Origin of the sequence: Dickeya aquatica (genome assembly GCF_900095885.1) — a bacterium.
Lineage (GTDB): Bacteria > Pseudomonadota > Gammaproteobacteria > Enterobacterales > Enterobacteriaceae > Dickeya > Dickeya aquatica.
In genome coordinates, this window is record NZ_LT615367.1 from 837473 (window position 1) to 862759 (window position 25287).

General features: G+C 53.3%; 21 protein-coding genes and 1 other RNA gene. 14 read left to right on the plus strand and 8 right to left on the minus strand.

Translation table 11 applies throughout. From position 1 onward, the window contains the following. Positions 1–13 precede the first annotated feature (13 nt). Together DAQ1742_RS03805 and DAQ1742_RS03810 are read left to right on the plus strand one after the other, a co-directional pair. Entirely contained in the window at positions 14–451 is a 438-nt protein-coding gene (locus tag DAQ1742_RS03805; RefSeq protein WP_035340003.1) for a GNAT family N-acetyltransferase, read from the plus strand. 241 nt (positions 452–692) lie between these two features. Then, a protein-coding gene (locus tag DAQ1742_RS03810) for an IS5 family transposase (RefSeq protein ID WP_180706232.1) occupies positions 693–1537 on the plus strand; the annotation gives its coding sequence in 2 pieces (ribosomal slippage) (positions 693–1038 and positions 1038–1537; 846 coding nt in all). Here DAQ1742_RS03810 and DAQ1742_RS03815 read toward each other — a convergent pair. From DAQ1742_RS03815 to smpB, 3 genes are all read right to left on the minus strand, one after another. Then, positions 1534–2784, minus strand: coding sequence for an integrase (locus DAQ1742_RS03815; protein WP_180706233.1), 1251 nt, complete (start codon positions 2782–2784; stop codon positions 1534–1536). The two genes, DAQ1742_RS03810 and DAQ1742_RS03815, sit on opposite strands and share 4 nt — an antisense overlap. Positions 2785–2988: 204 nt before the next feature. Then, positions 2989–3352: a transfer-messenger RNA gene (gene ssrA / locus DAQ1742_RS03820) on the minus strand. Positions 3353–3402: 50 nt separating this feature from the next. Beyond that, on the minus strand, positions 3403–3885 hold the full coding sequence (smpB, locus tag DAQ1742_RS03825) for an SsrA-binding protein SmpB (RefSeq protein WP_035340007.1): 483 nt from the start codon (positions 3883–3885) through the stop codon (positions 3403–3405). Between the two features lie 155 nt (positions 3886–4040). Between smpB and DAQ1742_RS03830 the strand changes: the two genes are divergently transcribed. Together DAQ1742_RS03830 and DAQ1742_RS03835 are read left to right on the plus strand one after the other, a co-directional pair. Further along, positions 4041–4475: a type II toxin-antitoxin system RatA family toxin gene (locus DAQ1742_RS03830; protein WP_035340009.1), complete on the plus strand. Its 435-nt coding sequence runs from the start codon at positions 4041–4043 to the stop codon at positions 4473–4475. Beyond that, positions 4468–4761: an RnfH family protein gene (locus tag DAQ1742_RS03835; protein WP_035340010.1), complete on the plus strand. Its 294-nt coding sequence runs from the start codon at positions 4468–4470 to the stop codon at positions 4759–4761. The genes DAQ1742_RS03830 and DAQ1742_RS03835 overlap by 8 nt, the downstream gene beginning before the upstream one ends. A gap of 54 nt (positions 4762–4815) precedes the next feature. Here the strand turns inward: DAQ1742_RS03835 and bamE are convergent, their stop codons facing one another. The 3 genes from bamE to nadK all read right to left on the minus strand — a co-directional run bounded on the left by bamE (position 4816) and on the right by nadK (position 7895). Further along, a complete protein-coding gene (bamE, locus tag DAQ1742_RS03840) occupies positions 4816–5160 on the minus strand; it encodes an outer membrane protein assembly factor BamE (RefSeq protein ID WP_035340013.1) in 345 nt (114 codons plus the stop codon). A gap of 111 nt (positions 5161–5271) precedes the next feature. Further along, positions 5272–6933 (minus strand): DNA repair protein RecN, encoded by a 1662-nt coding sequence (gene recN, locus DAQ1742_RS03845; RefSeq protein WP_035340015.1) that lies wholly within the window; start codon positions 6931–6933, stop codon positions 5272–5274. An 83-nt stretch (positions 6934–7016) separates the two neighbouring features. Then, positions 7017–7895 carry an NAD(+) kinase gene (nadK, locus tag DAQ1742_RS03850; protein ID WP_035340017.1) on the minus strand — a complete coding sequence of 293 codons (879 nt, stop codon included), beginning with the start codon at positions 7893–7895 and terminating at the stop codon, positions 7017–7019. Positions 7896–8048: 153 nt separating this feature from the next. On the opposite strand from nadK, the gene grpE reads away from it, so the two are divergent. The 4 genes from grpE to maeB all read left to right on the plus strand — a co-directional run bounded on the left by grpE (position 8049) and on the right by maeB (position 13754). After that, complete coding sequence (grpE, locus tag DAQ1742_RS03855; RefSeq protein ID WP_035340019.1) at positions 8049–8636, plus strand: nucleotide exchange factor GrpE; 588 nt, start codon at positions 8049–8051, stop codon at positions 8634–8636. Between the two features lie 424 nt (positions 8637–9060). Beyond that, on the plus strand, positions 9061–10299 hold the full coding sequence (locus DAQ1742_RS03860) for an Nramp family divalent metal transporter (RefSeq protein WP_035340021.1): 1239 nt from the start codon (positions 9061–9063) through the stop codon (positions 10297–10299). A 169-nt stretch (positions 10300–10468) separates the two neighbouring features. Further along, positions 10469–11053 carry a GDP-mannose pyrophosphatase NudK gene (nudK, locus tag DAQ1742_RS03865; protein ID WP_035340023.1) on the plus strand — a complete coding sequence of 195 codons (585 nt, stop codon included), beginning with the start codon at positions 10469–10471 and terminating at the stop codon, positions 11051–11053. Positions 11054–11474: 421 nt separating this feature from the next. Continuing rightward, positions 11475–13754 carry an NADP-dependent oxaloacetate-decarboxylating malate dehydrogenase gene (gene maeB / locus DAQ1742_RS03870; RefSeq protein WP_067486596.1) on the plus strand — a complete coding sequence of 760 codons (2280 nt, stop codon included), beginning with the start codon at positions 11475–11477 and terminating at the stop codon, positions 13752–13754. Positions 13755–13808: 54 nt separating this feature from the next. Here the strand turns inward: maeB and DAQ1742_RS03875 are convergent, their stop codons facing one another. After that, positions 13809–14258, minus strand: coding sequence for a YaiI/YqxD family protein (locus DAQ1742_RS03875; protein ID WP_035340027.1), 450 nt, complete (start codon positions 14256–14258; stop codon positions 13809–13811). Further along, positions 14258–15190, minus strand: a complete 933-nt coding sequence (gene hemF, locus DAQ1742_RS03880; RefSeq protein WP_035340029.1) for an oxygen-dependent coproporphyrinogen oxidase — start codon at positions 15188–15190, stop codon at positions 14258–14260. The genes DAQ1742_RS03875 and hemF overlap by 1 nt, the downstream gene beginning before the upstream one ends. 199 nt (positions 15191–15389) lie before the next feature. On the opposite strand from hemF, the gene DAQ1742_RS03885 reads away from it, so the two are divergent. The 6 genes from DAQ1742_RS03885 (at position 15390) to DAQ1742_RS03910 (ending at position 24894) form a co-directional block, all read left to right on the plus strand. After that, on the plus strand, positions 15390–15815 hold the full coding sequence (locus tag DAQ1742_RS03885) for a GNAT family acetyltransferase (RefSeq protein WP_035340031.1): 426 nt from the start codon (positions 15390–15392) through the stop codon (positions 15813–15815). Positions 15816–16127: 312 nt separating this feature from the next. Continuing rightward, the gene (locus tag DAQ1742_RS03890; RefSeq protein WP_035340033.1) at positions 16128–16973 is read left to right on the plus strand and encodes a TonB family protein; all 846 of its coding nucleotides are present in this window, start codon (positions 16128–16130) and stop codon (positions 16971–16973) included. A gap of 39 nt (positions 16974–17012) precedes the next feature. Further along, entirely contained in the window at positions 17013–19574 is a 2562-nt protein-coding gene (locus tag DAQ1742_RS03895) for a TonB-dependent receptor plug domain-containing protein (protein ID WP_035340035.1), read from the plus strand. A gap of 101 nt (positions 19575–19675) precedes the next feature. After that, positions 19676–22456, plus strand: coding sequence for a M16 family metallopeptidase (locus DAQ1742_RS03900; protein WP_035340038.1), 2781 nt, complete (start codon positions 19676–19678; stop codon positions 22454–22456). Continuing rightward, positions 22453–24114: an ABC transporter ATP-binding protein/permease gene (locus DAQ1742_RS03905; protein ID WP_035340040.1), complete on the plus strand. Its 1662-nt coding sequence runs from the start codon at positions 22453–22455 to the stop codon at positions 24112–24114. The genes DAQ1742_RS03900 and DAQ1742_RS03905 overlap by 4 nt, the downstream gene beginning before the upstream one ends. Positions 24115–24303: 189 nt before the next feature. Next, positions 24304–24894 (plus strand): RpoE-regulated lipoprotein, encoded by a 591-nt coding sequence (locus DAQ1742_RS03910; RefSeq protein WP_035340042.1) that lies wholly within the window; start codon positions 24304–24306, stop codon positions 24892–24894. Positions 24895–25287 lie beyond the last annotated feature (393 nt).

The window sequence follows — 25287 nt, forward strand, 5'->3', positions numbered from 1 at the left end:
AAAGGGATATTCGATGATTAATATTCGTAAAGCCGAAGCAAGCGATTATGACGCGTGGTTAACGCTCTGGAAAGGGTATTTGCATTTTTACGGTTCCGAACTGGCAGATGCGATTACCTTATCGACATGGCAGCGAACGCTTTCGCCAGACTCTGGATTAATATGCCGGGTAGCCGAAAAAAATAAACACATTGTTGGGTTTGCAATATGCGTTTTACATGAGGGCACATGGTCTACTCAGCCAATTTGTTATCTCGAAGATCTGTTTGTTGACATTGAGGCCCGCAGATCGGGAGTAGGAAAAGCGCTGATAGACGCTATTTGTGATGAAGCTCGAGAGAAGGAGTGGTCAAAAGTATATTGGCATACCAGAGAAGATAATCCAGCCAGATTATTATATGACAAATTAGCCACACTCGATGATTTTGTCCGCTATAGCATAAAAATATAGACCCTAAATAATTCGAGTTGCAGGAAAGCCTACGCACCTGCAACTTGACGTATGACGGGCAGTCAGTATTAAACCCTCTCACCATCAGCCATCGCTTTAGGATGTGTCCCTTAACTTAACAGCCGCTTTAAAAATAACTGACCTGCTCCCCATTGATTAACACACGACGATGTTAGGCTGTGTCCCGTAACTGTTTTTTGTACAATCAGGGACATGATTTTGCCACAAAAAGTACTTCAATTTGGCTCGTTACGATTTTCCCGATGATGCATGGGCGCTGATTTCTCCCATGCTGCCGCCTGAAAGAGGCTCTTCCAGAGGCGGCCGTCCTTACTTTGCTCACCGGCATGTCATGAATGGCATATTTTGGGTGCTTTGCTCCGGCGCGCCATGGCGGGATTTACCTGAGCGTTATGGTCAATGGAAAACGATTTACAACCGCTTTAACCGGTGGTCTAAAGCCGGAGTAATAAACAGTATTTTCAATAAATTACTCCAGATTCTGGATGAGGGCGCACTGATTGACTGGGATGTTATCGCGCTGGATGGCAGTAACGTTCGCGCCCTGAAAGCGGCCGCTGGTGCGAAAAAAAACATCCCGATGAACACGAGGACCATGGGCTGGGTCGCTCACGCGGCGGCTTTGGCACCAAAATCCATCTGGCGACGGATAGCACAGGATTACCGCTAAGTTTTTGCCTGAGCGGTGGACAGGCCCACGAAAGCCGGTATGCGGAAACGTTGCTTAACCGCGTCGGGATTATCCGAAGAAGTGGGCATCTGAAATCGCGTCCGAAAGCGGTACTGGCGGATAAGGGTTACTCAAGTAACAGCCTCCGCATTCATTTGAAAATAAAGGGAATAAAAGTGGTAATTCCGTTTAAATCGAATGAAAAAGCCAGTCAGGACAGACGTCGGCCCCTCGACAGAGGCCTGTACAAAAAACGCAATGTCGTGGAGCGCTGCTTTGCGATACTCAAAGAAAATCGTCGTATCGCTACACGCTCGGAAAAAACAGCCAGAAACTACCTGAGTATGCTAAAGCTGGGGGCGATCAGGTTATTTTTAAAGCGGTTGTTAAGTTAAGGGACACAGCCTAGTAATTTGATGCCGTTATACCCACCTTCAATAATATTTCCTCGGTCTGCCGCTTGAACAAAGTTCGCCCACCATTGCATCATTGGGCGACGTTGCTCAAGGTAATCACTGCGGTTATAGGCTTGACGCACCTCATTTTTATCCACATGAGCAAGTGCTGCCTCAATGACATCAGGAGGGAAACCTTGCTCATTGAGCGCGGTGCTGGCAATTGAACGCAACCCATGTGATACAAGGATACCGCTGAATCCCGCTCTTTTAAGTGAAGCATTTACTGTTTGGCTATTCATTGACTGAGTAGGCTTCAAACGACTTGGAAAAATGAATTCCCTATTGCCACTAAACGGTTTCATCATCTCTAGAACAGCGATTGCTTCATCTGACAATGGGACGGTATGGTCACGGTTCATCTTCATGCGTGATGCAGGGATCTTCCATTCTCGTGCTTCCATGTCTACCTCCTCCCAACGGGCTTCAGCCGCTTCGGCAGGTCGGGTGATAGTAAGAAGTTGCCACATGAATAGGCACCGTGTTGAAAGACTAATGCTTGCCGTTCGCATCGTCTGCATTAACTGAGGCAACTGATCGGGACGAATGCTGGGCATGTTCTTTTTCTGAGGCTTCTCGAAGGCTTTACCGATATTAACGCTGGGAACAGCATCAATCAGCCCTGTGTTTTGGGCATAGATCATGACTTCATTGATACGTTGGCAAAGGCGACGAACGGTTTCCAGTGCTCCTCTGGCTTGAACCGGTTGGACGGCCTGAACCAGTGTGTGAGCTTTAATATCTGTAACGCTAACGTCGCCAATCGCAGGAAAAACATCTCTCTCAAGAGAGCGCCAGATATCCTCTGCGTAGTCTTCGGTCACACTGGCTTTCTTCACATTCCACCAACGTTCAGCCACGAGCTGGAAAGTATTGGTTTTGGCTTCCAGCGAACTGCGAAGTTGTTCTTGCTGATGTTCCTGTGGATCGATTTGTTTCGCCAGGAGAGAGCGTGACTCTGCGCGATAGTTTCTGGCATCGGCAAGGGTAACTGACGGGTAGGGGCCTATGCTCTTTTTCGCACGTTTCTTGGTAACAGGGCGAATGTAGCGAAACTGCCAGATTTTACTCCCGCTGGATTTGATGAGTAGCTCAAGGCCATCACCATCATAGAGAACATAGTCCGCTTCTTTGGGTTTGGCTGATTCGATTTCCTTCACGGATAGAGGTTTAGTTTGTCTTGCCATTGCCGTGTTTCCATAGTTTTAGGCACCTCAAAAACAATAATGCTTTATGAGGTGCCTAACAAGGTGCCTAAAAGGATCGGATTTAATTAGTTGGCATCAGACTTCGCGGGACAAATTGAAGGCACAAAAAAGCCCGCAGAGCTTGCGCCGTGCGGGCTATTAGGACTTCATCGGATGACTCTGGTAATCACCGATGGAGAATTTTGGTGGAGCTGGGGGGAGTTGAACCCCCGTCCGAAATTCCTACACCGTCGGTACTACATGCTTAGTCTGGTCTTTACATTCGCTTGCCAGCTGCGGACAGACACGCCACTAACAAACTAGCCTGATTGGTTTTAACGCTTCAACCCCAGGCAGGGCATCCACGCGATCTCTTTTAGGTTTGACCTCTCTTGATCCCCGTCCTAAGAGCGGAGGCTAGGGAGAGAGGGCTGCAAGCAGGTTATTAAGCTGCTACGGCGTAAGTTTCGTCGTTTGCGACTATTTTTTTGCGGCTTTTTACGAGGCCAACCGCCCCTCGGCATGCACCTTGGGTTTCGCGAATCCCGTCGAATCCAGAATCAGCCCCAAGATATCTTGTTATTATAACAGAAAGAGGGTTCGCTATGCTAGTAACTGTTAGCGCGAGGCCTTTTTCATAATGCGTGCCTTATCGAGCTTCCATTCCCGCTCTTTGATGTCGTCACGCTTGTCGTGCTCTTTCTTGCCTTTAGCCACACCAATCTTGACTTTGCACCAGGCATTTTTCCAGTACAGTGACAACGCCACAACGGTATAGCCCTCGCGGTTGACGCGACCATACAATGAATCCAGCTCACGCTGATTCAACAGTAATTTGCGGGTACGCGTTGGGTCACACACCACATGGCTTGAAGCACCGTGCAGTGGTGTGAAGGTGGCACCGAACAGGTAGGCTTCACCGTCACGCATCAGGACATAACAGTCGCTGATGTTGGCTTTGCCCGCACGCAGTGATTTGACTTCCCACCCTTGAAGGGCCAGCCCCGCTTCAATCTCTTCTTCTATGAAGTATTCGTGGCGGGCGCGCTTGTTGAGCGCAATGGTGGCGGAACCGGGTTTGTGTGCTTTTTTCTTTGTCATAGTGCCATCATTATACTGGTTGTCGTTGTGAATGAAATCCCTTGACGGGATTCATGCCACGCTTTGTGAACGAGTGCGATGTCCTTCGCAGAATTTTTGTCTGACTGATTATCAGTGGTATTATTTTGCGCGCTTTATGAATCACGGAAAAGAGTATGCCTAAAATCAGTCGTTCAGCGTTGGTGCCGTTCAGCGCTGAACAGATGTATAAGTTAGTTAATGACGTGCCATCTTACCCCGCTTTTTTACCCGGTTGCACCGGTAGTCGTGTGTTGTCAGCCAGTGACAATGAAATGACGGCGGCTGTCGATGTGTCGAAAGCGGGGATCAGTAAGACGTTCACCACGCGTAATACGTTGACCAGTAATCAGTGCATCGCGATGCAACTGGTGGATGGCCCGTTTCGTCAGTTAAATGGTGACTGGCGTTTTACGCCGTTAAGTGAAGCGGCATGTAAAGTTGAGCTGAATTTGAACTTTGAGTTTAAAAATGCCTTGATTGAAATGGCATTTGGCAACGTATTCAAAGAGCTGGCTAACAGCATGGTGCAAGCTTTCACTCAGCGAGCCAAAGAGGTTTATAGTGCCTGAAATCCGTATAGAAGTCGTTTATGCGCTGCCTGAACGCCAGTTTTTGCAATCGCTGACGGTGGAAGAGGGATGCAGTGTCGAACAGGCTATTCAGATGTCTGGGTTATTGGCGTTGCGCCCTGATATTGACTTGCGCGTGAATAAAGTAGGGGTTTTTAGCCGCCCGGTAAAACTGACCGATGTGGTTCGTGATGGGGATCGGGTTGAGATTTACCGCCCGTTATTGGCAGACCCCAAAGAGCTGCGCCGCCAGCGAGCGGAGCGTTCAAAAAACAAGGCGCGGTGAATGCGCCTTGTTTTTTGCCATGATACAGGCAGAGCATAAGGTTCAGCGTCTTTATTATTCAGCCTGTATTGCGGGTTTGTTGTCCATATGAGAGAGAACGCCCTGTGAGTTGAACGTCAGGGTCAGTGTTTGCTGTTTAACCGCTTCATGTCCAGGTTGCTGGCGGAATACGTAATACCAGGTGTCGGAGCCAAACGGATCTTGCATCATTGGAGTGCCCAGCGTGTAGATGACCTGCTGTTTGGTCATGCCGCTATGAATTTTGGCAACATCAGCGGATGCCAGGTAGTTCCCCTGATTAATGTCTGGCCGATAGACAACTCGCTCCAGTGTGGAACAACCGGCAGTCAACATGACAACAACCACCGTGGCGACGACAGTCAGCGTTTTACAGCGCATAGTGATTAGATTCCTTAAGGGCATAGGTGGCAGATGATAATAGACCTTGCCTGACTTGAAAACCTGCAAGATGCCTGTAAGACAGTGCGAATTCGAAAAAGTTGACTCTCTCTATGCTGCAAGCAGCTCTCTGGCATTTGCCAGCGTATTTTTTGTCACGGCAGACCCGCCAAGTAACCGGGCCAGTTCCTGTAGTCGCTCACGTTTTCCGAGTAACTGCATCCGTGTTTCAGTAACTGCGCCATCGGTTTGTTTACTGACAAAATAGTGGTGATGCCCACACCCTGCCACCTGTGGCAAATGAGTAACGCACATGACCTGGGTGGAGAGGCCCAACTGGCGCAGCATTTTACCAACGATAGCAGCCGTTGGGCCGCTGATGCCGACATCGACCTCATCAAAAATCAGTGCCGGGGTTTCCATTTTTCTTGCCGCGATAACCTGAATAATGAGTGCAATGCGTGACAGCTCGCCTCCCGATGCCACTTTTGCCAGTGGCTGATGTGGCTGACCGGGGTTGGTTGTCACCCGGAATTCGATGTGGCTAGCGCCATGCGCGGTCAGCGTTTCTGGGGTGAGCGTGACGTCAATGGTGAAATGACCATGCGGCATCGCCAGATCGTGCATATGGGCTGTAATCAACTGTGCCAGCTCACCGGCATGCTGGCAGCGGCGGTGGTGTAGCTGTGCGGCAATATGCAATGCTTGCTGGTAATGTTGCTCTACCGCGAGGCTCAGTGCTTCATGGTCATTTTCCTGTTGTTCCAGTTGTTGCTGTTCGTTAAGCAATTGTTGATAGAAAGCCGGTAATTCCTGCGCGGCGACATGGTGTTTACGTGATAGCGACAACTGGCGTGATAAACGCTGTTCCAGTTCGTAAAGGCGAACTGGGTCGAGGTCCATTCTGTCGCAGTAATGGCGTAGCTCGTCACTGGCTTCACTGATCTGGATACTGGCTTCTTCGAGCATGGTAAGTACGCCCGAAAGCGAGTCATCCAGGCTTATCAATTCTGCAAGCTGATGTTTTGCACTATGCAGCATACTGAGCAGGTTTTGATCTTCGCCTTCACTAAGACGCTGTAGCGCTTGTTGGCTAAGCGATAGACGTTGCCCGCTATTGGCAAGCCGCTTGTATTCCGCATCGATCTGTTCGTACTCACCGGCCTGAGGGGCAAACTCGTTGAGCTCCTTGAGCTGGTATTGCAGTAATTCCCGGCGGGCTTCCCGCTCAATACTGGCTTGTTGATGTTGAGCCAGCACCCGGCAACTGTGGTGCCACTGCTGCCAGCTCTGGCGCATAGCGGTGAGTAATTGCGGCTCATCGGCATAGGCATCAAGCAGGTGGCGCTGATAGTCTGATTTTAATAACAGTTGATGGGCATGCTGGCCATGTACCTGGATCAGATGCTGGCCCAGCTCACGTAACTGCGACAATGGAACGGCTGTGCCGTTAATAAATGCGCGGGAACGGCCATCAGCGCTGATCACTCGCCGCAGCAGACATTCGTTGCTGTCATCAAGCTGGTTGTGTTCCAGCCAACGTAACGCTGCCGGTGTATCTGACACCGAGAAACGCGCACAAAGATCGGCCCGGGTGGCTCCGGGGCGCACCATGCTGGCATCGGTTCGGTGGCCAAGGCAGAGCCCGAGAGCATCAATGGCAATGGATTTACCCGCTCCGGTTTCACCGGTAATGACGCTCATCCCTGCCTGAAAATCAATTTCCAGTTCGCGCACAATGGCGAAATTACTGATTGTGAGTTGCGCCAGCATGATCGTTTCCTGTAGGTAACAACAACTGTGATTACGTACAGTATAAACTGGTTTTTTATACAGTAAATAGCCTGTGGCTATTTTCAGAATAATTTTTTTGACCAGCCAAGTTTGCTACTTAATGTGTTGAAGTAACTATAATTTTCCGGGTGGATTAAATTGAGGTGGTACTGGCTGCGTTGGATTAACACCTCCGCACCTTCTTGCACTGGCAGTGAAATTTGGCTGTCACAACTGATTTCTAAATCCTGGGTGATATGCGAAAACTTCAACCGGATGGTGCTGCCGCTGTTGATGACCAGTGGACGGGCTGAGAGCGTATGCGGGAACATCGGCACCAGTGCAATTGCATCCAGCGAGGGGGTCAAAATCGGGCCGCCCCCGGAAAGCGAGTAAGCGGTTGAACCGGTAGGCGTAGAGATAATCAGGCCGTCAGAACGCTGGGAAAACGCAAAACGATCGTCAATATAGACTTCAAATTCAATCATGTGTGCCACTTTCCCAGGATGTAGCACGACTTCATTGATAGCCGTACTGCTGCTGCCGGGATGATTGGCGCGGTGTATCTGCGCTTCCAGCATAAAACGCTGTTCGCGCAGGTAACGGCCAGCCAGCACTTCGCTGAGTTGTTGCTGAGTATGGTCGGGGTCAAGATCGGTCAGGAAGCCAAGATTGCCGCGGTTAACGCCGATGACATCAATGTCGTAGCGTGACAGCACCCTCGCGGCTCCCAGCATGTTGCCATCCCCCCCGACCACGACGGCCAGATCCGCTTGCTGGCCGATATCGGATAAGCTGCCGGTATCGGCATCATCAAGGCGCAATTCGCGGGCAATCTGTTGCTCTATTATGACGTGATACCCTAGCTCGCGCAGCCAATGATACAGCATTTCATGGGTACTCAGTGCGTTTGGGTGCCGTGGATGGCCGACAATACCGATGCAATTAAACGATCTGTTCATTTGGGTGCGTTGTCCTCAATAAGAGCACCGGAGACTCACATTTTTAGGCCACGGTGTTGGCTAACAATATATGAGTGGTTCCCTTGAAACCCCGGTTTTGATCCCCATAATAAGCGAACTAGCGAGATGAATGCGAAAAACGCGGAGAATTTCATGAGTAGTAAAGAACAGAAGTCGCCTGACGAGCAAGTCTTGGATAAAAAGGACACGGCGGAAGGTCAGCAAGCGGATGCGCAGCCAGAGACGACCGACGTGGCTGACCCGCGTGATGAACGTATTGCCGAACTGGAAGCGCAATTGAGCGAGACGCAGCAGCGTGAGCGTGAAAGTGTATTACGTGTTCGTGCCGAGATGGAAAACGTGCGCCGCCGTGCGGAACTGGATGTAGAAAAAGCACATAAATTTGCGCTGGAGAAATTCGCCGGTGAAATGCTGCCTGTTATCGACAATCTGGAGCGTGCGCTTGAGATGGCTGATAAGTCTAACGAGGCATTGTCGGCGATGATTGAAGGGGTGGAACTGACGCTGAAAGCGATGCTGTCTGCGGTGCAAAAATTTAGCATTGAGGTTGTCGCTGAAGTTAATGTGCCCTTCAACCCGGAGATTCACCAGGCGATGACGATGCTGCCATCTGCCGAGCATGAGCCGAATCATGTCATGATGGTGATGCAAAAAGGCTATACCCTTAATGGCCGGTTGCTGCGCCCGGCGATGGTGGCGGTTTCTAAACCTAAAGAGTAATCGCGTCGCCCTTTTCTCCGGGGCTGCCCGTTTGTGACGACCCCGGAGTTCTTCCGAAGCCTTCTCTGGCTCATTCTTTATTGCCTCGTCCCCCTATCTGTTTCTGGCTGATGACACATCAGTATTCTTGTTGTTTTTTTTAATGAAATCAAAATGCTATATGGATTTTCCATGGCTGCCGATGACGGTGGATTGAGATTAACGCGCCGGTGGATAGGTTTTTTTAAACTAATCACATATTGGTCGTTTTTTTGTTTATATTTTGTTAATGTTTACGTATCAAAACGGGTATCGTTCGTGACACAGATGCCTCATTATCATTACCTATCAGAGCAATCATCTCTTCCGTTCTAAATGCACTTGATAATCATTATCAACTTTGCGAGAGTAGTAAAACAACAGTAGCATTAGAAGGGTTACTCATATGCCGGGGAGTCGTGTAGTGGAATCAGTCAGCCGTACGTCAAGAAAGCTCAAGCTTTCCCTGATGGGGCCGGCCTTTATCGCGGCGATCGGTTATATCGATCCGGGTAACTTCGCCACCAATATCCAGTCAGGGGCTGCGTATGGCTACCAACTGCTGTGGGTCGTGGTGTGGGCCAATCTGATGGCGATGCTGATTCAACTGTTATCAGCGAAACTGGGTATCGCCACCGGAAAAAATCTGGCTGAGCATATTCGCGATCGCTTTCCTAAACCGGCGGTCTTTGCCTATTGGGTGCAGGCTGAAATCATCGCGATGGCAACCGACCTGGCTGAGTTTGTCGGTGCGGCGATAGGCTTTAAGCTGCTGCTGGGGGTATCGTTACTTGAAGGTGCGATCCTGACGGGGATTGCTACATTTCTGATCCTGATGTTGCAACAGCGTGGCCAGAAGCCTCTGGAAATGGTGATTGGCGGGTTACTGTTATTTGTTGCTGCGGCCTATATTGTTGAGCTGATTTTCTCTCGCCCCGAATTGGCTGCGCTGACAACCGGTATGCTGGTGCCAAGCTTGCCGAATTCTGATGCAGTGCTTCTGGCCGCCGGTGTTTTGGGTGCGACCATCATGCCACATGTCATTTACCTGCACTCTTCGCTGACCCAACAGCAAAGCAACGTGACCCGCGCCGAACGCTATTCTGCGACCAAGGTTGACGTAGCCGTTGCGATGACCATTGCCGGTTTTGTTAACCTTGCCATGATGGCGACGGCCGCGGCAGCTTTTCATTTCAGCGGTAACACCTCGGTTGCCGAGCTGGATCAAGCCTATTTGACGTTGAAACCATTGTTAGGGCAGGCGGCTGCCACCATTTTTGGCTTAAGTCTGGTGGTGGCAGGGCTGTCTTCTACGGTAGTCGGCACGCTGGCAGGCCAGGTGGTGATGCAGGGGTTTGTGCGTTTTCATATTCCGTTATGGTTACGTCGGGTGGTGACTATGCTGCCTTCCTTTATTGTTATTCTTTCTGGCATGGACCCGACCCGGGTACTGGTACTGAGTCAGGTATTGCTGAGTTTTGGTATCGCACTGGCGCTGATCCCTTTGCTGGCGTTTACCGGCAACCGTGAGCTGATGGGGAATCTGGTGAATAGCCGCCTGGTGCAAAATAGCGGTAAAGTCATTGTCTGTCTGGTTGTCGCGCTGAATCTGTATCTGGTGGTTGATACCTTGCTGGGCAAGTAATACTGAGCGGTTTATCTGTATGACGCCTTCGCTGTAAATGCGAAGGCGTTTGTCTTTATCGTGTACAGAGCATTGTTTCTTGCGCTGTGATTTTTCATTGGATGAAAAGTGCATTCCCACCGGGGTGGGACTATTATCTGAAGCTGAGTTTTGTTACCGGGATACCCCTATGTCTGCACCTATTACTGTGCTTGAAAAAAAACTGTTGTCCGATCACTGGTTTGTTCTTCATAAGTATGTTTTTGATTTAAAGCGTAAAAATGGCGGAACGGTGCGGCAGGTACGCGAAGTGTATGATCGTGGTAACGGAGCCACCATCTTGCTGTATAACCGGGCAAAAGCGACGGTGGTGCTGACGCGCCAGTTCCGTATGCCGACTTACCTTAATGGCAATGACACTGGCATGCTGCTGGAAGCGTGCGCCGGGTTGCTGGATGATTTATCGCCGGAGCAGTGCATTCGTAATGAGGCAATAGAAGAAACCGGCTACGAGATAGGTGAGGTCGAGAAGTTGTTTGAAGCGTATATGTCACCCGGTGGCGTGACTGAACTGGTGCATTTCTTTGCCGCGGAATATGACGATGCGCAAAAACGTTTCCACGGTGGTGGGGTGGATGACGAAGACATTGAGGTGCTGGAATTACCGTTTAGCGAGGCGATGGCGATGATAAAAGATGGCCGTATTCGCGATGGTAAAACCATCATGTTATTGCAGCATGCTTTTATCAGTGGCTGGTTTACCACGACGCGCTAATGCGGGTCATTCGGCACGGGTTCCGTGCCAGATATCCGGTTGACCTTATCAACACGGATTGTGCCATCCGCCGGGCGGATGCCTTACCACGATTGCCCACATGCCTTTGGCGGTGGGTTCTGACGGCCCGCTTTTTTATTTCCGTATCTGAGATGACCCTGGCAGATGGATGCCCGGTGAGCCTGTGCTGATGGTTATAGCGGGCGGATAAGCATCAGACAAGTTCTAGTTGATTGATATTAAACACTATCCTTTGTTTCATTCCCTCGATGTGCTGGCGAATTTTCCGCCTTGTTAATTAATTATATTAAGCAGTATTCCGGCGTAGATTTTGTAATGCTTCATGGTTTGGCAAAACGCAGACACGCTAAACTGGGTGGCTTACCACCCTACTGAAAGCAATAAGACAAGGTAATGAACTATGGACGAACAACTCAAGCAAAGCGCTCTGGATTTCCATCAATATCCGGTGCCGGGGAAAATACAGGTTTCCCCTACCAAGCCGCTGGCAACCCAGCGCGATCTGGCGCTGGCCTACTCTCCGGGTGTGGCGGCTCCCTGTCTCGAAATCGCTGAAGATCCGCTCGCGGCGTACAAATACACCGCCCGAGGCAATCTGGTGGCGGTTATCTCCAACGGTACGGCGGTGCTGGGATTGGGCAACATCGGCGCGCTGGCCGGTAAACCGGTGATGGAAGGTAAAGGCGTTCTGTTTAAGAAGTTCTCCGGTGTGGATGTGTTTGACATTGAAGTCGATGAGCAAGATCCAGATAAACTGATTGACGTGATTGCGGCGCTGGAGCCGACATTTGGCGGTATTAACCTGGAAGACATCAAAGCGCCGGAGTGTTTCTACATTGAGCAGAAACTGCGCGAGCGCATGAAAATTCCGGTATTCCATGACGACCAGCATGGCACTGCCATCATTTGTACCGCCGCGGTGTTAAACGGCCTGCGCGTGGTGGAAAAACAGATTGCCGATGTGCGTCTGGTGGTGTCAGGGGCGGGGGCGGCTTCCATCGCCTGCCTGAATTTGCTGGTGGCGCTGGGCCTTAAGCGTGAAAACATCACGGTGTGTGATTCCCGCGGTGTGATTTATAAAGGCCGTGAAGCCAACATGGCGCAAACCAAGGCCGCTTACGCCATTGACGATAACGGCAGCCGTTCGCTGGCGGATGTGATCCCGAATGCGGATATTTTCCTTGGTTGTTCAGGCCCTGGTGTGCTGACGCAGGACATGGTTAAAACCATGGCCCCGCGCCCGCTTATCATGGCGCTGGCGAACCCGGAACCGGAGATCCTGCCGCCGCTGGTCAAAGCGGTGCGCCCGGATGCGATTGTCTGTACCGGCCGTTCTGACTACCCGAATCAGGTCAACAACGTGCTGTGCTTCCCGTTCATCTTCCGTGGTGCGCTGGATGTCGGTGCGACCACCATCAACGAAGAGATGAAGCTTGCCTGTGTGCATGCGATTGCCGAGCTGGCACTGGCCGAGCAGAGCGAAGTGGTTGCCTCGGCCTATGGCGATCAGGAACTCTCGTTTGGCCCGGAATACCTGATCCCGAAACCGTTTGATCCGCGCCTTATCATCAAGATTGCCCCGGCGGTTGCCAGAGCGGCGATGGACTCCGGTGTCGCCACCCGCCCGATTGCGAATTTTGATGAGTACATCGAGAAACTGACGCAGTTTGTCTACAAAACCAACCTGTTCATGAAGCCGATTTTCGCCCAGGCGCGTACCCAGCCCAAACGTGTGGTATTGGCCGAAGGGGAAGACCCGCGCGTACTGCACGCCACTCAAGAGCTGGTGTCGCTGGGGCTGGCGTTCCCGGTGCTGATTGGCCGCCCAGGGGTTATCGAAAAACGGATTCAGAAGCTGGGCTTGCAGATAACCATCGGCAAGGATTTCGAAGTCGTCAACAATGAGTCCGACCCGCGCTTTAAAGCCTACTGGACAGAATACTTCGAGATGATGAAGCGCCGTGGCGTCTCACAGGAGCAGGCCCAGCGCGAGATGCGAGCCAACCCGACGCTGATTGGCTCTATCATGGTTCACCGTGGTGAAGCCGATGCGATGATCTGCGGTACGGTGGGCAATTACGAAGAGCATTTCGGCGTGGTCGAAAAGGTGTTTGGCTATCGTGACGGCGTACATGTTGCCGGTGCGATGAATGCCCTGTTGTTGCCGAGCGGTAACACCTTTATCGCCGATACCTATGTCAACCCAGACCCAACGCCTGAGCAGTTGGCGGAAATTGCCCTGATGGCGGCCAGCACCGTGCGCCGTTTTGGTATTGAGCCGAAAGTGGCGCTGTTGTCGCATTCAAGCTTTGGCACCTCCGATTCGCCGACGGGGAAGAAAATGCGCGCCACGCTGGAGCTGGTGAACAAGATGGCCCCGGATCTGCAAATCGACGGCGAGATGCACGGCGATGCGGCGCTGGTCGAGGCTATTCGTCGTGAGCAGATGCCAGACAGCCCGCTCAAAGGGGCGGCGAATATCCTTATCATGCCGAACATGGAAGCCGCGCGCATCAGCTATAACCTGCTGCGTGTGTCATCCTCGGAAGGTGTGACCGTCGGCCCGGTGCTGATGGGTGTGGCGAAACCGGTACATATTCTGACGCCGATCGCCTCGGTACGTCGCATCGTGAATATGGTGGCGCTGGCGGTCGTTGAGGCACAGACCGCGCCGCTGTGATAGATGATTAGCGGCAGGTAACATTCAAACCGGCAGGTTCTCCTGCCGGTTTTTTTATGCCTGCTGGCGTAGCCACTTGTCCAACTCGTTGGCGAACTGTTGGCGGTCACGCTGGTTTAGGGTGGCGGGCCCGCCGGTTTGTACGCCGCTGGCGCGCAGGGTATCCATAAAATCACGCATCGTCAGCCGCTCGCGGATCGTCTCCGGGCTGTAGCGCTCGCCGCGAGGGTTGAGCGCCACGGCGTGTTTCGCCAGCACTTCGGCAGCCAGCGGAATATCGGCAGTGATAACCAGATCGCCCGGTTCGGCGCGGCGCACAATTTCGTTATCGGCCACGTCAAACCCGGCCGCGACCCGCAGGCTATGAATATAGGGCGAGGGCGGGGTGCGCAGAGGCTGGTTGGCAACCAGCGTCAGGTGGGTTGCACTGCGCTCGGCAGCGCGAAACAACACTTCTTTGATGACATTCGGGCAGGCATCGGCATCGACCCAGATAGCAGCCATTAGCGCATCTCCTCATTGAGGCCAAGCCAGTCTCGAACCGGCAGAAAATCCCGGTACAACGCCGCTTCGGGGCTATCGGGCTCGGGCTGATATTGATATTCCCAGCGCGCCAGTGGCGGCATCGACATCAAAATGGACTCAGTGCGCCCGCCGCTTTGCAGGCCAAACAGGGTGCCTCTGTCCCACACCAGATTGAACTCCACATAGCGCCCACGGCGATAAAGCTGGAAGTCGCGCTCGCGCTCGCCCCACGGCGTGTCTTTGCGGCGCATAACGATAGGCAGATAGGCGGATAAGAAGCCTTCGCCGACGGCGCGCATAAACGCGAAGCTGCGCTCAAAACCCGGTGTGTTCAGGTCATCAAAAAACAGGCCGCCAACGCCGCGCGCTTCGTTGCGGTGTTTAAGGAAGAAGTAATCGTCACACCATTTTTTGTAACGTGGGTACACCTCATCGCCGAAAGGCTGGCATAAATCAAAAGCAGTCTGGTGCCAGTGCCGGACATCCTCTTGAAAGCCGTAGTAGGGCGTGAGGTCAAAGCCGCCGCCGAACCACCAGACGGGCGCTTCACCCGGTTTCTCGGCGATAAAAAAACGCACGTTGGCATGGCTGGTCGGGATGTAAGGGTTCAGCGGATGGATAACCAGCGATACGCCCATCGCCTGAAAGCTGCGTCCGGCAAGCTCCGGGCGATGAGCGCTGGCAGAAGGCGGCAGCGAGGCACCGCAAACGTGAGAGAAGTTGACGCCCGCTTGTTCGAACACCTGGCCCTGACGCAACACGCGGCTGCGCCCGCCGCCGCTGCCGGAGGTGTGTTGCCAGGCGTCTTCAATAAATGTGGCAACACCGTCAGCCTGTTCCAGTTGCTGGCACAGGGTATCCTGCAAGGCGAGCAGAAAGTGTTTGATGGCCGTGATGTCAGGTGCGCTCATAATGTCCCTTATCGTGTGAGTAAAAGGCGGTCGGTTCCGTTTGGGGAGTATAACGAAATCGGCTACGTGGCATGGCGAGAAAATGTTGGTGTCACCCTGTCTGGTGACTGGTGTGGTCAGTGCCGTCATCTAAGGGTTGCGTCTGGGATGGATCACAGCATAATCAGGTGAAACGATTGACTCAATACGGCCAGCCACTATGGAAATTCGCGTATTCCGGCAAGATGACTTTGAAGAAGTAATAACCCTTTGGGATCGCTGCGATCTGCTGCGCCCCTGGAATGACCCGGAAATGGACATTGAGCGTAAGCTTAATCATGACCCGGATCTGTTTTTGGTGGCAGAGGTCGGAGGTGCAGTGGTGGGCTCGGTGATGGGCGGTTACGACGGGCATCGTGGCTCGGCTTACTATCTGGGTGTGCACCCGGATTACCGGGGCCGGGGTATTGCCAATGCCTTGATAAGCCGCCTTGAGAAAAAACTGATTGCCCGCGGTTGCCCGAAAATTCACCTGATGGTGCGCCAGAGTAATACGGCGGTGATCGGTATGTATGAAAAAATGAACTACGATCAGGTAGATAGTATTACCCTGGGTAAGCGCCTGATTGAAGATCAGGAGTATTAACCGCGTTTTGCCTCGGGAGGGCGTTATGCCGTCCCCCATGAGTTCCTGTCTGTGTAACCCTCAGTGTTCTCTCGTTGTGCGGTGTTTGGCTTGCCAGCGCCGCCGATTGCTTGTTTTTTCATCTTTTTGCTTGCGTCAGTTTTCTATCAGAATGGTCAGAATTTTTCTGGTCATTTGTAATATTTTGTTGATAATGAGTATCGTTTTGATCTCGATAATCATTGTCTTTTTGGCTTACCCCGAAAGACCTGTAGCGATGCTGCCATCCCGGTGTGTGATTGGTATACCGATAAGAAAAAACAAGGTGTTAGGTTGAGAGTCACCCATTCTTTGCTGCTATCGCTGGCTATCCACCTCTCGGTGGTTTATGTCCTGCTCTGGGGGTATACCCAGCGGGAAATGCTGACATCATCCGCCGGGCGGAGCGGGGAAAGTGTGACCGGGTTACAGGTCGCCTTGCTGTCATCTTCGGCAATGCAGTGGCAGGCCGCCACTTCCTCGAGCGATACGGCGGTGGAGGAGCCTGTGCCACCGGTTTTGGCTGCATCGTCCAGTCAGGCCACGTTACCGGTTAATTCACAGGCGGTTGTCACGCTGGAGGTGAGCAAACCCGCTCCTCGTCGCCCGCAAAAAGACTCGCCTGTGAACCGGCGTGAAGAGTCAACAGCGGTGGTACGTAAAGTAAAACAGCCGCCGGATGAGCGTAAACCGCCTGTCGCTGTTAGCACACCTTCGCCCGGGATGCTCAATCGAGACCGGGGATACGCCACGGCTCAGCCTGCCAGCGGTATTCAGGCAAGTGCACCGGTTTCAGGCAATGCGCCATCCGCGCCACAAGGTAATCACGCCGAGGGGCGAGCTGAACAGGGCGCGGGTGACGGTCAGAGTCAGGTGGTTAAGGCGTTACAGCGTCGGGTGAATTACCCAACCCGGGCGCGTGCGATGGGGGTGGAGGGGCGCGTCAGATTACAGTTTGATATTACCGACAGCGGTACGGTGACCGCGATTCGGGTGTTATCAGAAGATCCCGCCGGGATGTTTAGCCACGACGTCATCAAAGATATGGCGCGCTGGCGTTATCAGTCGGGTACTGCCGCAGCTAACCAAACGGTATCCGTTATTTTTCAGTTAAACGGGCATATTGAGTTGCAACGTTAATTTTTTTAATACCACCAGGGGTTACAGGAAATTCACTATATGAATAAGCATCTTTATTTGATGATGATACTTGGCGTATCGTCAACGGCGCTGGCTGCTGAACAGCAAGCTAAAATACAAAAGGGTGATAATGGTAAGCCGCTGGCAGCGGAAAATAACCCTGCAAGTGAAGATACTATTCTGGTGCGTTCAACACCGACCAGCCAGACAATGGGTACGCAAATTATTACCAGTGAGCAAATTAAACGCACGCCCACTCGTAATGGCAGCGTGACGGAATTATTGCGTAATAATCCCAATGTACGTTTTTCAAACTCATCTGACAGCAGTCAAACGCCGGGTGAATTACAACCGGAAAATGTGTCATTTCATGGTGAAAAGTTTTACCAGAATAACTACATGATTGATGGGTTATCGAATAATAACGTCATTAACCCTGGGGCGAATAACGGTGAGCTGAGTAATACGCCCGATGGTTATAGCCCGACAGATTTACCAGCAGGTGGCGCACAATCATTCTGGATTAACTCAGAACTGATCGAACAATTACAGGTGTTCGACAGTAATATTTCCGCTAAATACGGTGATTTTACCGGTGGCGTGGTTGATGCAAAATTAAAAGACCCGAAGTTGGATCGTGCATCAGGGCGAATAGCTTATCGTACTACCCGCGATAGCTGGGCGAGCTATCATATTGATGATGATATTTCATCGGACTTCTTTTCTGCCAGCCAGCTTTATTATCAGCCGAAATTTACCAAGAATTTTTATTCCGTCAGTATCAACCAGCCGTTAAGCGATAAAGCCGGGTTTATTTTTGCCTATAATCGCCAGCAATCAACCATTCCCTTTTATAACACGGTGATGGGCGATACGGTCAGCCAGACGCGTCAGGCGGAAACCTATTTACTGAAAGGCACCTATCTGGCGGATAATGGCGATATTCTTCGCCTGACGGGGATGTATGCGCCGCATGAGTCCCGTTTTTACAAGAAAGACATCAAAAACGGCGGCTTTACCAATACCGGCGGCGGATATCGCGGCAATATTGAGTGGGAACACAACACGGACTGGGGGAAAGTCACCAGCCTTGCCGGATACCAGTTTGAGGAAAACCGCATTGAGCATGAGTCCGACAGTTATCAGTCCTGGTATCGCTACAACCTTTCCTCTCGCTTTATCTCTAATGTCATTGACTGGGGCAGCGGTGTGGCGGGGGCTAACGCCCAGCTCGCCGGGATCGGTGGCTACGGCAAGTATGCGACAGAAAAACAGACCGTCACCCTAAAACAGGATTACGAGCTTAACCCGCTGGCGCTGTGGGGCACCAGTCATCAGCTTGATATGGGCTGGCAGGTGGATTCCTATCAGGCGCGCTATCGCCGCTTTAATGACGTCTATTCCAACCGAGGTACGCCCACTATCAGCAAAGGCGTGGCCTGCCGCAGCGGGGATGATTTCTGTATTGGCGGCGAGCAGTATTACCGCAGCCGTAACCTCTATCCGGCCCGTCAGGTGCAGGGTGATTACCTCAACTACGCCATGTATTTGCAAGACAGTGTGAGCTACAAGCGGCTTGAAGTGACGCCGGGCGTGCGTCTGCAATATGACGATTACCTGAAAAACCTGAATATCGCCCCGCGTCTGGCGGCCTCTTATGATGTGTTTGGCGACCGTTCAACGCGGCTGTTTGGCGGCGTGAACCGCTATTACGCCCAGAACATGCTGGCCTACAAACTGCGTTCAGGCATCAGTGAGTCGGTGGTACAATCGCGCACCAGCGCCAGCGGAGCCTGGAGTAGTAGCGCGACCGGTTATGGTTCCAATGACTATGATATTTCTGACCTGAAAACCCCGTACAGCGATGAGCTCTCGCTCGGCCTGTCACAGCGTGTGTATGACACGGTTTGGACGCTGAAATGGGTGAACCGGCAAGGGCGCGAGCAGTTTGGCCGCAGCAACCGAACCGACGCCGACGGCCAGCGCTATTACTACCTGACTAACGATGCCCGCACGCAAGGCAATACCTTCTCGCTGGAAGTGGAGCCTGTCAGCCCTTATAAGCTCAAATATGCCGATATCGGCTGGAAACTCAGCGCCAGTAAAGTCGATAACAAAAGCAGCTCGCAGATTTACTATGACCAGAGCAATCAGGATGACAGCAAAGTCATTTTTAAAGGCCAGCTGACCGACCGCCGTGATATGGATGCGCTGGATTACAACACCCCATGGGAAGTGGCGCTGAATCTGAATACCTATTTCCCGGCCCTGCGCCTGAATTGGGATCACCATCTGGCCTATACCTCCGGGTATACCGGTTATCGCACCCGTAGTATCACCTGCTCTGCCAGCATCAGCGGCTGTGGCGATTACACCGGCGCGGCGACGCAGTACACCGACCGCAAATACCACGATTACGTCTCCTATGACTGGCGTTTTAACTACTCGGTGCCGACGTTCAAAAATCAGTCGCTGGATCTGACGGTGGATGTCATCAACGTGTTTGACAACGTGATAGCCACCTCGCAGGAAACCACCGGGGATACCGTGACCTACAAACTGGGTCGCCAGTTCTGGCTGGGTGTGGCCTACAACTGGTAATCAGTGGCAATGAATAACAGGGCGCAGGGCGAGAGCTTTGCGCCCGTCGCGTCATTTTGGCGAGATGCCATCTGTTTTATGTAATCCATAATGAGTGATGAATGAGAAACATGATTTTGCGCTGGATAAGCGCGGTGAGCGCTTGCCTGTTAAGTACACTGGCCGCAGCCCAGCCACAGCCTGTCACCAGCCCGTTGCCGCAGATAACCGAAGGGCAACTGGCGAACGGCCTGCGCTATACCATTGTGCCGCTGGCAGGCCAGCAGCAACGGCTGGATATCCGTCTCAGCGTCGAGAGCGGTTCGCTTGATGAACAGGATAACGAGTCCGGCGTGGCGCATATGGTCGAGCATATGGTGTTTCGCGCCACGCGTGATTACCCGCAAGGGCTGGCGCAGATGCTGGGGCAGCGCGGCTGGGTGCGCGGTCAGCACTATAACGCCATGACCAACTATGAACGCACCGTCTATATGTTAAGCCCGCCGGATGGCAAACCTTCGCTTGCGCTGTCACTCAATACACTGGCTCAAATCGCCGCTCAGGCACGCTTTGAGCCGGAAGACTGGCAGCGTGAGCGTCAGGTTATTCTTGAGGAGTGGCGCGGCAAACTCGGCGTGGCCGAACGGATGAATCAGCAGCGCGTGGCGGCGATCCGCCATGATTCGCTTTACCCCAGCCGCCCGGTTATCGGCTCTGAAGCCGCCATTCAATCAACACCGGTAACGGTGCTGCGCGGTTTTTATGCCCGCTGGTATCAGCCGCGTAATATGCGCCTGATGGTGATTGGCGATCTCTCGGTTGAGGAGGTTAAACAGGCGATTACCCAGACAATGGGCAACCTGCCGGATGTGGCGTTGCCTGTCCGCGCTGACGCCGAGCCACAGTTGCGCCCGCAGCGCCATCTGGTGCGCCTGCAAGACAGCCAGAGCAGCGTCAGTCAGGTGTCATTCGTGTTGCGCTTTGATGATTCGGTTGGCAAAGCGGCGGGAGAGGCCGGTGTGCGCCAGCGGTTGATTAACCAGATAACGCTGGATGCGCTGAGCCGTCAGGTGCAGCGCCAGCCGTTGCCGACCTCCGGTGCCGTCAGCAGCCTGGTGGTGCGTAAGTCAGACATCGGCCGCACCACGGTTGCACTGGGGCTGTTTGCGTCGGTATTGCCGGAGAGCCATCTGCAAGGGCTGGATGTGCTGCTGCAAGAAATGGCCCGGCTACAGCGCTACCCATTGCTGGCCGCCGACATTGCCGCCGTCAAAGCGACGTTACGCCAGTCGGCTGAAAAAATGGTGGCAACGCCCGAGCAGCGTGAATTCTCTGACTGGGTTCAGCAGTTGGTCATCGCCTGGCAGCAGGAGCGGCCTTATATCGGCAAGCAGCAGCTTGGCCAGCAGGTGTTGACCCTGCTGCAAGGCATCAGCGATGCGGATATTCAGGCCTGCCTGCAACGCTGGTTGTCCTCGCCGGATCAACTGGTGCAATTCAGCATTCCGGGTGGCCAGCCATTTACGCTGCCTTCCGGGGATGAGGTTGAAAAACGTTATCAGCAGGTCGCGCACTCGAAACTTTCGCCCTTACAGCCACCGGTCGAGCGGGCGGTGCCTTCGTTACCTGAGGCACAGGAGCAGGGCTCGATTACACAAGAACGATCGTTCCCGGCACAAAAAGTAGCAGAGTGGCAACTGGCCAATGGCGACCGGCTGGTGTGGTTGCGCCCGGCCCAGCCGGGAAAATCAGCGATGCTGACGGTGTTATCGCCCAGCGGTTTTATGGCACCCGGCCGCGACCCGTGGCTGGCCCAGCTTGCCGGGCAGCTTGTCAGCCAGAATGGGCCTGCGGACTGGAAAGGCCACGATCTGGCCGACTGGAAAAAAGCGCAGCAGGTTTCACTCAGCCTTGACTATCAGCCGGATGAGTTGCGCTGGAGCGGCAGCGCCAGCATCAGCCATTTGGCGTCGCTATTTCATCTCTATTACGCGATGAATCGACAGGGCGATATTGAAGAAGGTGCCCTGCGCGAGAGCCTGGCGACGCTCAAACGCCAGCAGGTCACGCGCGAGCAGAGCGTGAGTACCGAGCGCGAGCGGGCAATCGCCGAATTGCAGTTTGGCAAAACCGGCATCCCGTTTCCGACGCGGGCAGCGCTTGATGCAGTGAGCCGTGAACCGCTGTTACATCAGTGGCGGCAAACTGTCGCCGCACCGGTAACCTATTACCTGGTGGCGGATATTCCGGCTGAGCAACTGCGCCCGCTGGTGACACGCTATCTGGCTTCTTTGCCGCGTCAGGCGAGTGAAGCCAGCACACCCTATCTGGCATTACCGGGTAAGCGCGAGCGTGTGCTGGCGATGAATCTGGAACCCAGAGCGGATGTTTATCTGTGGAGCTTCACCCCGCAGCGCTGGACGCCGCAGCAAGCGGTGCAGGTGAATATCGCCGCCCGGCTGGCGGCGCGCTATCTCAAAGCCAGCTTGCGTGATGAGGCACAGGGTATTTATAACCTGAAGCTGGAAAGCCGGTTAAATGACAAAAATGAACGTATCGAAACCGGGCTGCGTTTTACCACCTCGCCACAGCGGGCGCAGGAGTTAAGGCGCAACGCGCAACAGGTGCTGGAAACGGCGGCGGCACGCATCACGCCGCAGGACGTCGAGCAAGAGCGCCGCCAGTTCATTCAAAGCGAGCGGGCCCGTCAGCAAGATAATACCGCGCTGATGTCACGGCTCATCCTCAGTTACCGCCACTATCATGACCCTCGTTATCTCACCGAGCTTGATAGCCTGGCACCGTCGATTACCGTTGAGGCGATTCGTGAGGCGGCCGCGAGATTATGGCACCCGGATAATCAGGCGGTGCTGGTGACGCTGCCGCAGGAGAAAAAATCGTGAAAGCCTTCGCGCGCGCGTTTCTCTCTCTGTGCCGCCCGTTCTGGCTGAACTGGCGCTACGGGCAAAACTGGCTGTTGCTGGCGGCTATCGTGGCGATGGGCGGCAGCATTGTCTATCTCAACGTCCGTATCAACGACTGGAGCAAAAGCTTCTATGATGCGCTAGGCGCTTTTGACAGCGCGCTGCTTTATCGGCTCATCAAGGAATACTGCCTGTATATTCTTATTTATATCGGCGTGTTCGTGTATCAGGAGTGGCTGACCAAACTGCTGATTATTCGCTGGCGTGAGCAGATGACCGCGCAGCTTATCGACAGCTGGCTGGCAAAGCGTGCGTTCTACCGCCTGTCACTGAGTAATCAGGTTGATAACCCGGATCAGCGTATCGCGCAGGATGTCGATTTGTTTGTCACCCAGACGGTGCGCTTGTCGGTATCGTTTCTTATCACCTTTGCCCAGTTGTTCTCATTCCTGCTCATCTTGTGGGATCTTTCCGGCGTGCAGCAGTTCTCGCTGTGGGGGTACAGCATCTCGGTAAGCGGCTATCTGGTCTGGGTGGCACTTATCTACACCCTGTTTGGCAGCCTGATCACCCAATGGGTGGGTAAACGTTTACACGGCATCAACTACCACAAACAGCAGGCCGAGGCGGATTTTCGTGCGGCATTGTTGCGCAAGCACGATCATGCGGAACAGATAGCGCTCTATGGCGGTGAACGTCAGGAGCGCCAGCAACTGCGCGGCCATTTTTTATCGATAGTGCGTAACTGGCGCGCGCTGATGGGCGCAGAGCGCAACCTTGGCCTGTTTACCGTCGGTTATACCCGTATCAGCCTGATTGTACCGGTCTTTGCGGCATTACCTGCCTTTCTCAGCAAGACCGTCACCCTGGGGGGCTTAATGCAAATTCGCAGCGCATTCGGCCAGGTACACAGCGCGCTGAGCTGGTTTATCCGCGTCTATTACTCACTGGTGGAGTTGTCAGCCAGCCTGACGCGTCTGGATCAATTTCGCCAGGAAATTGCCGCGCATCAGGACGCCTCACTGCCTGTGGTGCAAGGGAAGCAGTTACAGGTAGAACGCTTAAGTTTCTCCACGCCGCAGGGCCAGCCCCTATTGCGTAATGTGACATTTAGCTGTGCACCTGCCAGCTGGAGCCGCCTGTGCGGGCAGAGCGGGCTTGGCAAATCGACCCTGCTGCGCACTCTGGCGGGGTTATGGCCGTATTACGACGGAGCCTGGCAGACCGGCCGCGGCAGCCACTTACTGTTGCCGCAGCACAGCTATCTGGGGCAGGGAACATTAGCCGAAGTGGTGTGTTACCCGAGTGCGCCGCGAGAAGACGAGGCGGTATTACGTCAGGCGCTGGAACAGGTTGGTCTTGGCGAGTGGGGCGAGAGCTTGCAGCAGCAAATGAACTGGGATCGCGTCTTTTCCGGCGGTGAACGCCAGCGGTTGGCGCTGGCGCGGGCGCTGGTCAATCGACCGGATCATCTGTACCTCGATGAAGCCACCAGCCAGCTTGACCAACAGGCCGCCCGCCAGGTGCTGGAGGTTATTCGTCAGGCGCTGCCTGCGTGCACGGTGATTGCCGTTACTCACCAGCAGGAACTGGCGGATTTGTTTCACGACCACATCGATCTCGCCGCATTCCGCTAATCTCACCAGGGCTGGCCGGGGAAGTTTTCACCGGCCAGCCCAATCAATGTTAACCTTGGCACCCTGAACAGCGTGCGGTGCGAGACCGGCGTAAATTTCTACGGCACTTTCTGTGTGTCACAGACTCCAATAAGCCAGTGTCATGGCAAGAGTCGTGATGCGCTGCCGTTTTCTGTTGAGGAGTCGAGTGTGACAAAAGTGCGTCCATTATTGCTGTTTTTCCCTTTCTTATTGGCTGGGTGCAGTACGCTTTCCAGCTTTTCCTGGTCAAGTCTGTCGCCCTTTAACTGGTTTGGGCATCGCTTGAGCGTTACCGAGGCCGGTGTGGGTGAGCTGAATGCGTCAACGCCGATGCTGGAGTCAGCGCTGGATAACGCGCTCAATGGCGACTACCGCCTGCGTGGTGGGATGGAAAGCCGCAACGGCAAGCTGGTGTCGGTTTATCAGGCGCTGAAAGACGAGCAGGTCAGGCTGGAAATGACCGGCGCGCCAAAAGGCCAGGTCAGCCAGGTTGTGGTGACAGACCCTGCGATTGCCAGCGAATGGGGAGTGAAACTGGGTGATGAGTTCAGCGGGCTGTACAGCAAAGCGTTTGGCGTGTGCCAGCCAGGACAGGGTGCCGATGCGCGTGCGGTAGAGTGTGTCGCGCCACAGGGTAAACATGTCAGCTACCTGTTTTCCGGTGACTGGAACGGCCCGGAAGGGCTGATGCCGTCGGACGACATTCTCACACATTGGAAAGTGAGCAAAATTATCTGGCATGCGCAGGCTCGGGAATAAGGGGCTGCTCTTGGTGCCGTCAGCCGGGAGTGACTCCCGGCGTGACTGTTGTGGGGGCCAGGCAGATAGTCAATATTCCAGATAAATATGTTGAAGGTATTTGAAGAAAATTTCTGGCTGAACTATCAAAAAAATCTTTAGTTAACCGCGCTGTTTGTGTCGAAAATCCCGGTATTGTCGCTGCTTTCCCGTCTTTAATGATTAATTATCTCGAATAATCCCCTGTCTCTCCAGACTGCTGCATCTGAGAGCAACTGGCGTTACTATAGCGGTTCACCGCCATTTTTTACCATTTATTAACATGCTGTTGGGATGTTGGTGTCAGGGGCTGATGTTTTCATCAGCTCTTTGGGGTGTACTGTGCAGGTTTACAGGAAGTGGGTGAGCGCAATG

Excerpts from the sequence above, each read along its gene's own strand:
- DAQ1742_RS03900 (WP_035340038.1), top strand. The coding sequence starts at position 19,676 with ATGAGAAACATGATTTTGCGCTGGATAAGCGCGGTGAGCGCTTGCCTG.
- recN (WP_035340015.1), bottom strand. The coding sequence starts at position 6,933 with ATGCTGGCGCAACTCACAATCAGTAATTTCGCCATTGTGCGCGAACTG.
- nadK (WP_035340017.1), bottom strand. The coding sequence starts at position 7,895 with ATGAACAGATCGTTTAATTGCATCGGTATTGTCGGCCATCCACGGCAC.
- nudK (WP_035340023.1), top strand. The coding sequence starts at position 10,469 with ATGTCTGCACCTATTACTGTGCTTGAAAAAAAACTGTTGTCCGATCAC.
- grpE (WP_035340019.1), top strand. The coding sequence starts at position 8,049 with ATGAGTAGTAAAGAACAGAAGTCGCCTGACGAGCAAGTCTTGGATAAA.
- hemF (WP_035340029.1), bottom strand. The coding sequence starts at position 15,190 with ATGAGCGCACCTGACATCACGGCCATCAAACACTTTCTGCTCGCCTTG.
- DAQ1742_RS03830 (WP_035340009.1), top strand. The coding sequence starts at position 4,041 with ATGCCTAAAATCAGTCGTTCAGCGTTGGTGCCGTTCAGCGCTGAACAG.
- maeB (WP_067486596.1), top strand. The coding sequence starts at position 11,475 with ATGGACGAACAACTCAAGCAAAGCGCTCTGGATTTCCATCAATATCCG.
- smpB (WP_035340007.1), bottom strand. The coding sequence starts at position 3,885 with ATGACAAAGAAAAAAGCACACAAACCCGGTTCCGCCACCATTGCGCTC.
- bamE (WP_035340013.1), bottom strand. The coding sequence starts at position 5,160 with ATGCGCTGTAAAACGCTGACTGTCGTCGCCACGGTGGTTGTTGTCATG.
- DAQ1742_RS03815 (WP_180706233.1), bottom strand. The coding sequence starts at position 2,784 with ATGGCAAGACAAACTAAACCTCTATCCGTGAAGGAAATCGAATCAGCC.
- DAQ1742_RS03895 (WP_035340035.1), top strand. The coding sequence starts at position 17,013 with ATGAATAAGCATCTTTATTTGATGATGATACTTGGCGTATCGTCAACG.
- DAQ1742_RS03860 (WP_035340021.1), top strand. The coding sequence starts at position 9,061 with ATGCCGGGGAGTCGTGTAGTGGAATCAGTCAGCCGTACGTCAAGAAAG.
- DAQ1742_RS03875 (WP_035340027.1), bottom strand. The coding sequence starts at position 14,258 with ATGGCTGCTATCTGGGTCGATGCCGATGCCTGCCCGAATGTCATCAAA.
- DAQ1742_RS03885 (WP_035340031.1), top strand. The coding sequence starts at position 15,390 with ATGGAAATTCGCGTATTCCGGCAAGATGACTTTGAAGAAGTAATAACC.
- DAQ1742_RS03805 (WP_035340003.1), top strand. The coding sequence starts at position 14 with ATGATTAATATTCGTAAAGCCGAAGCAAGCGATTATGACGCGTGGTTA.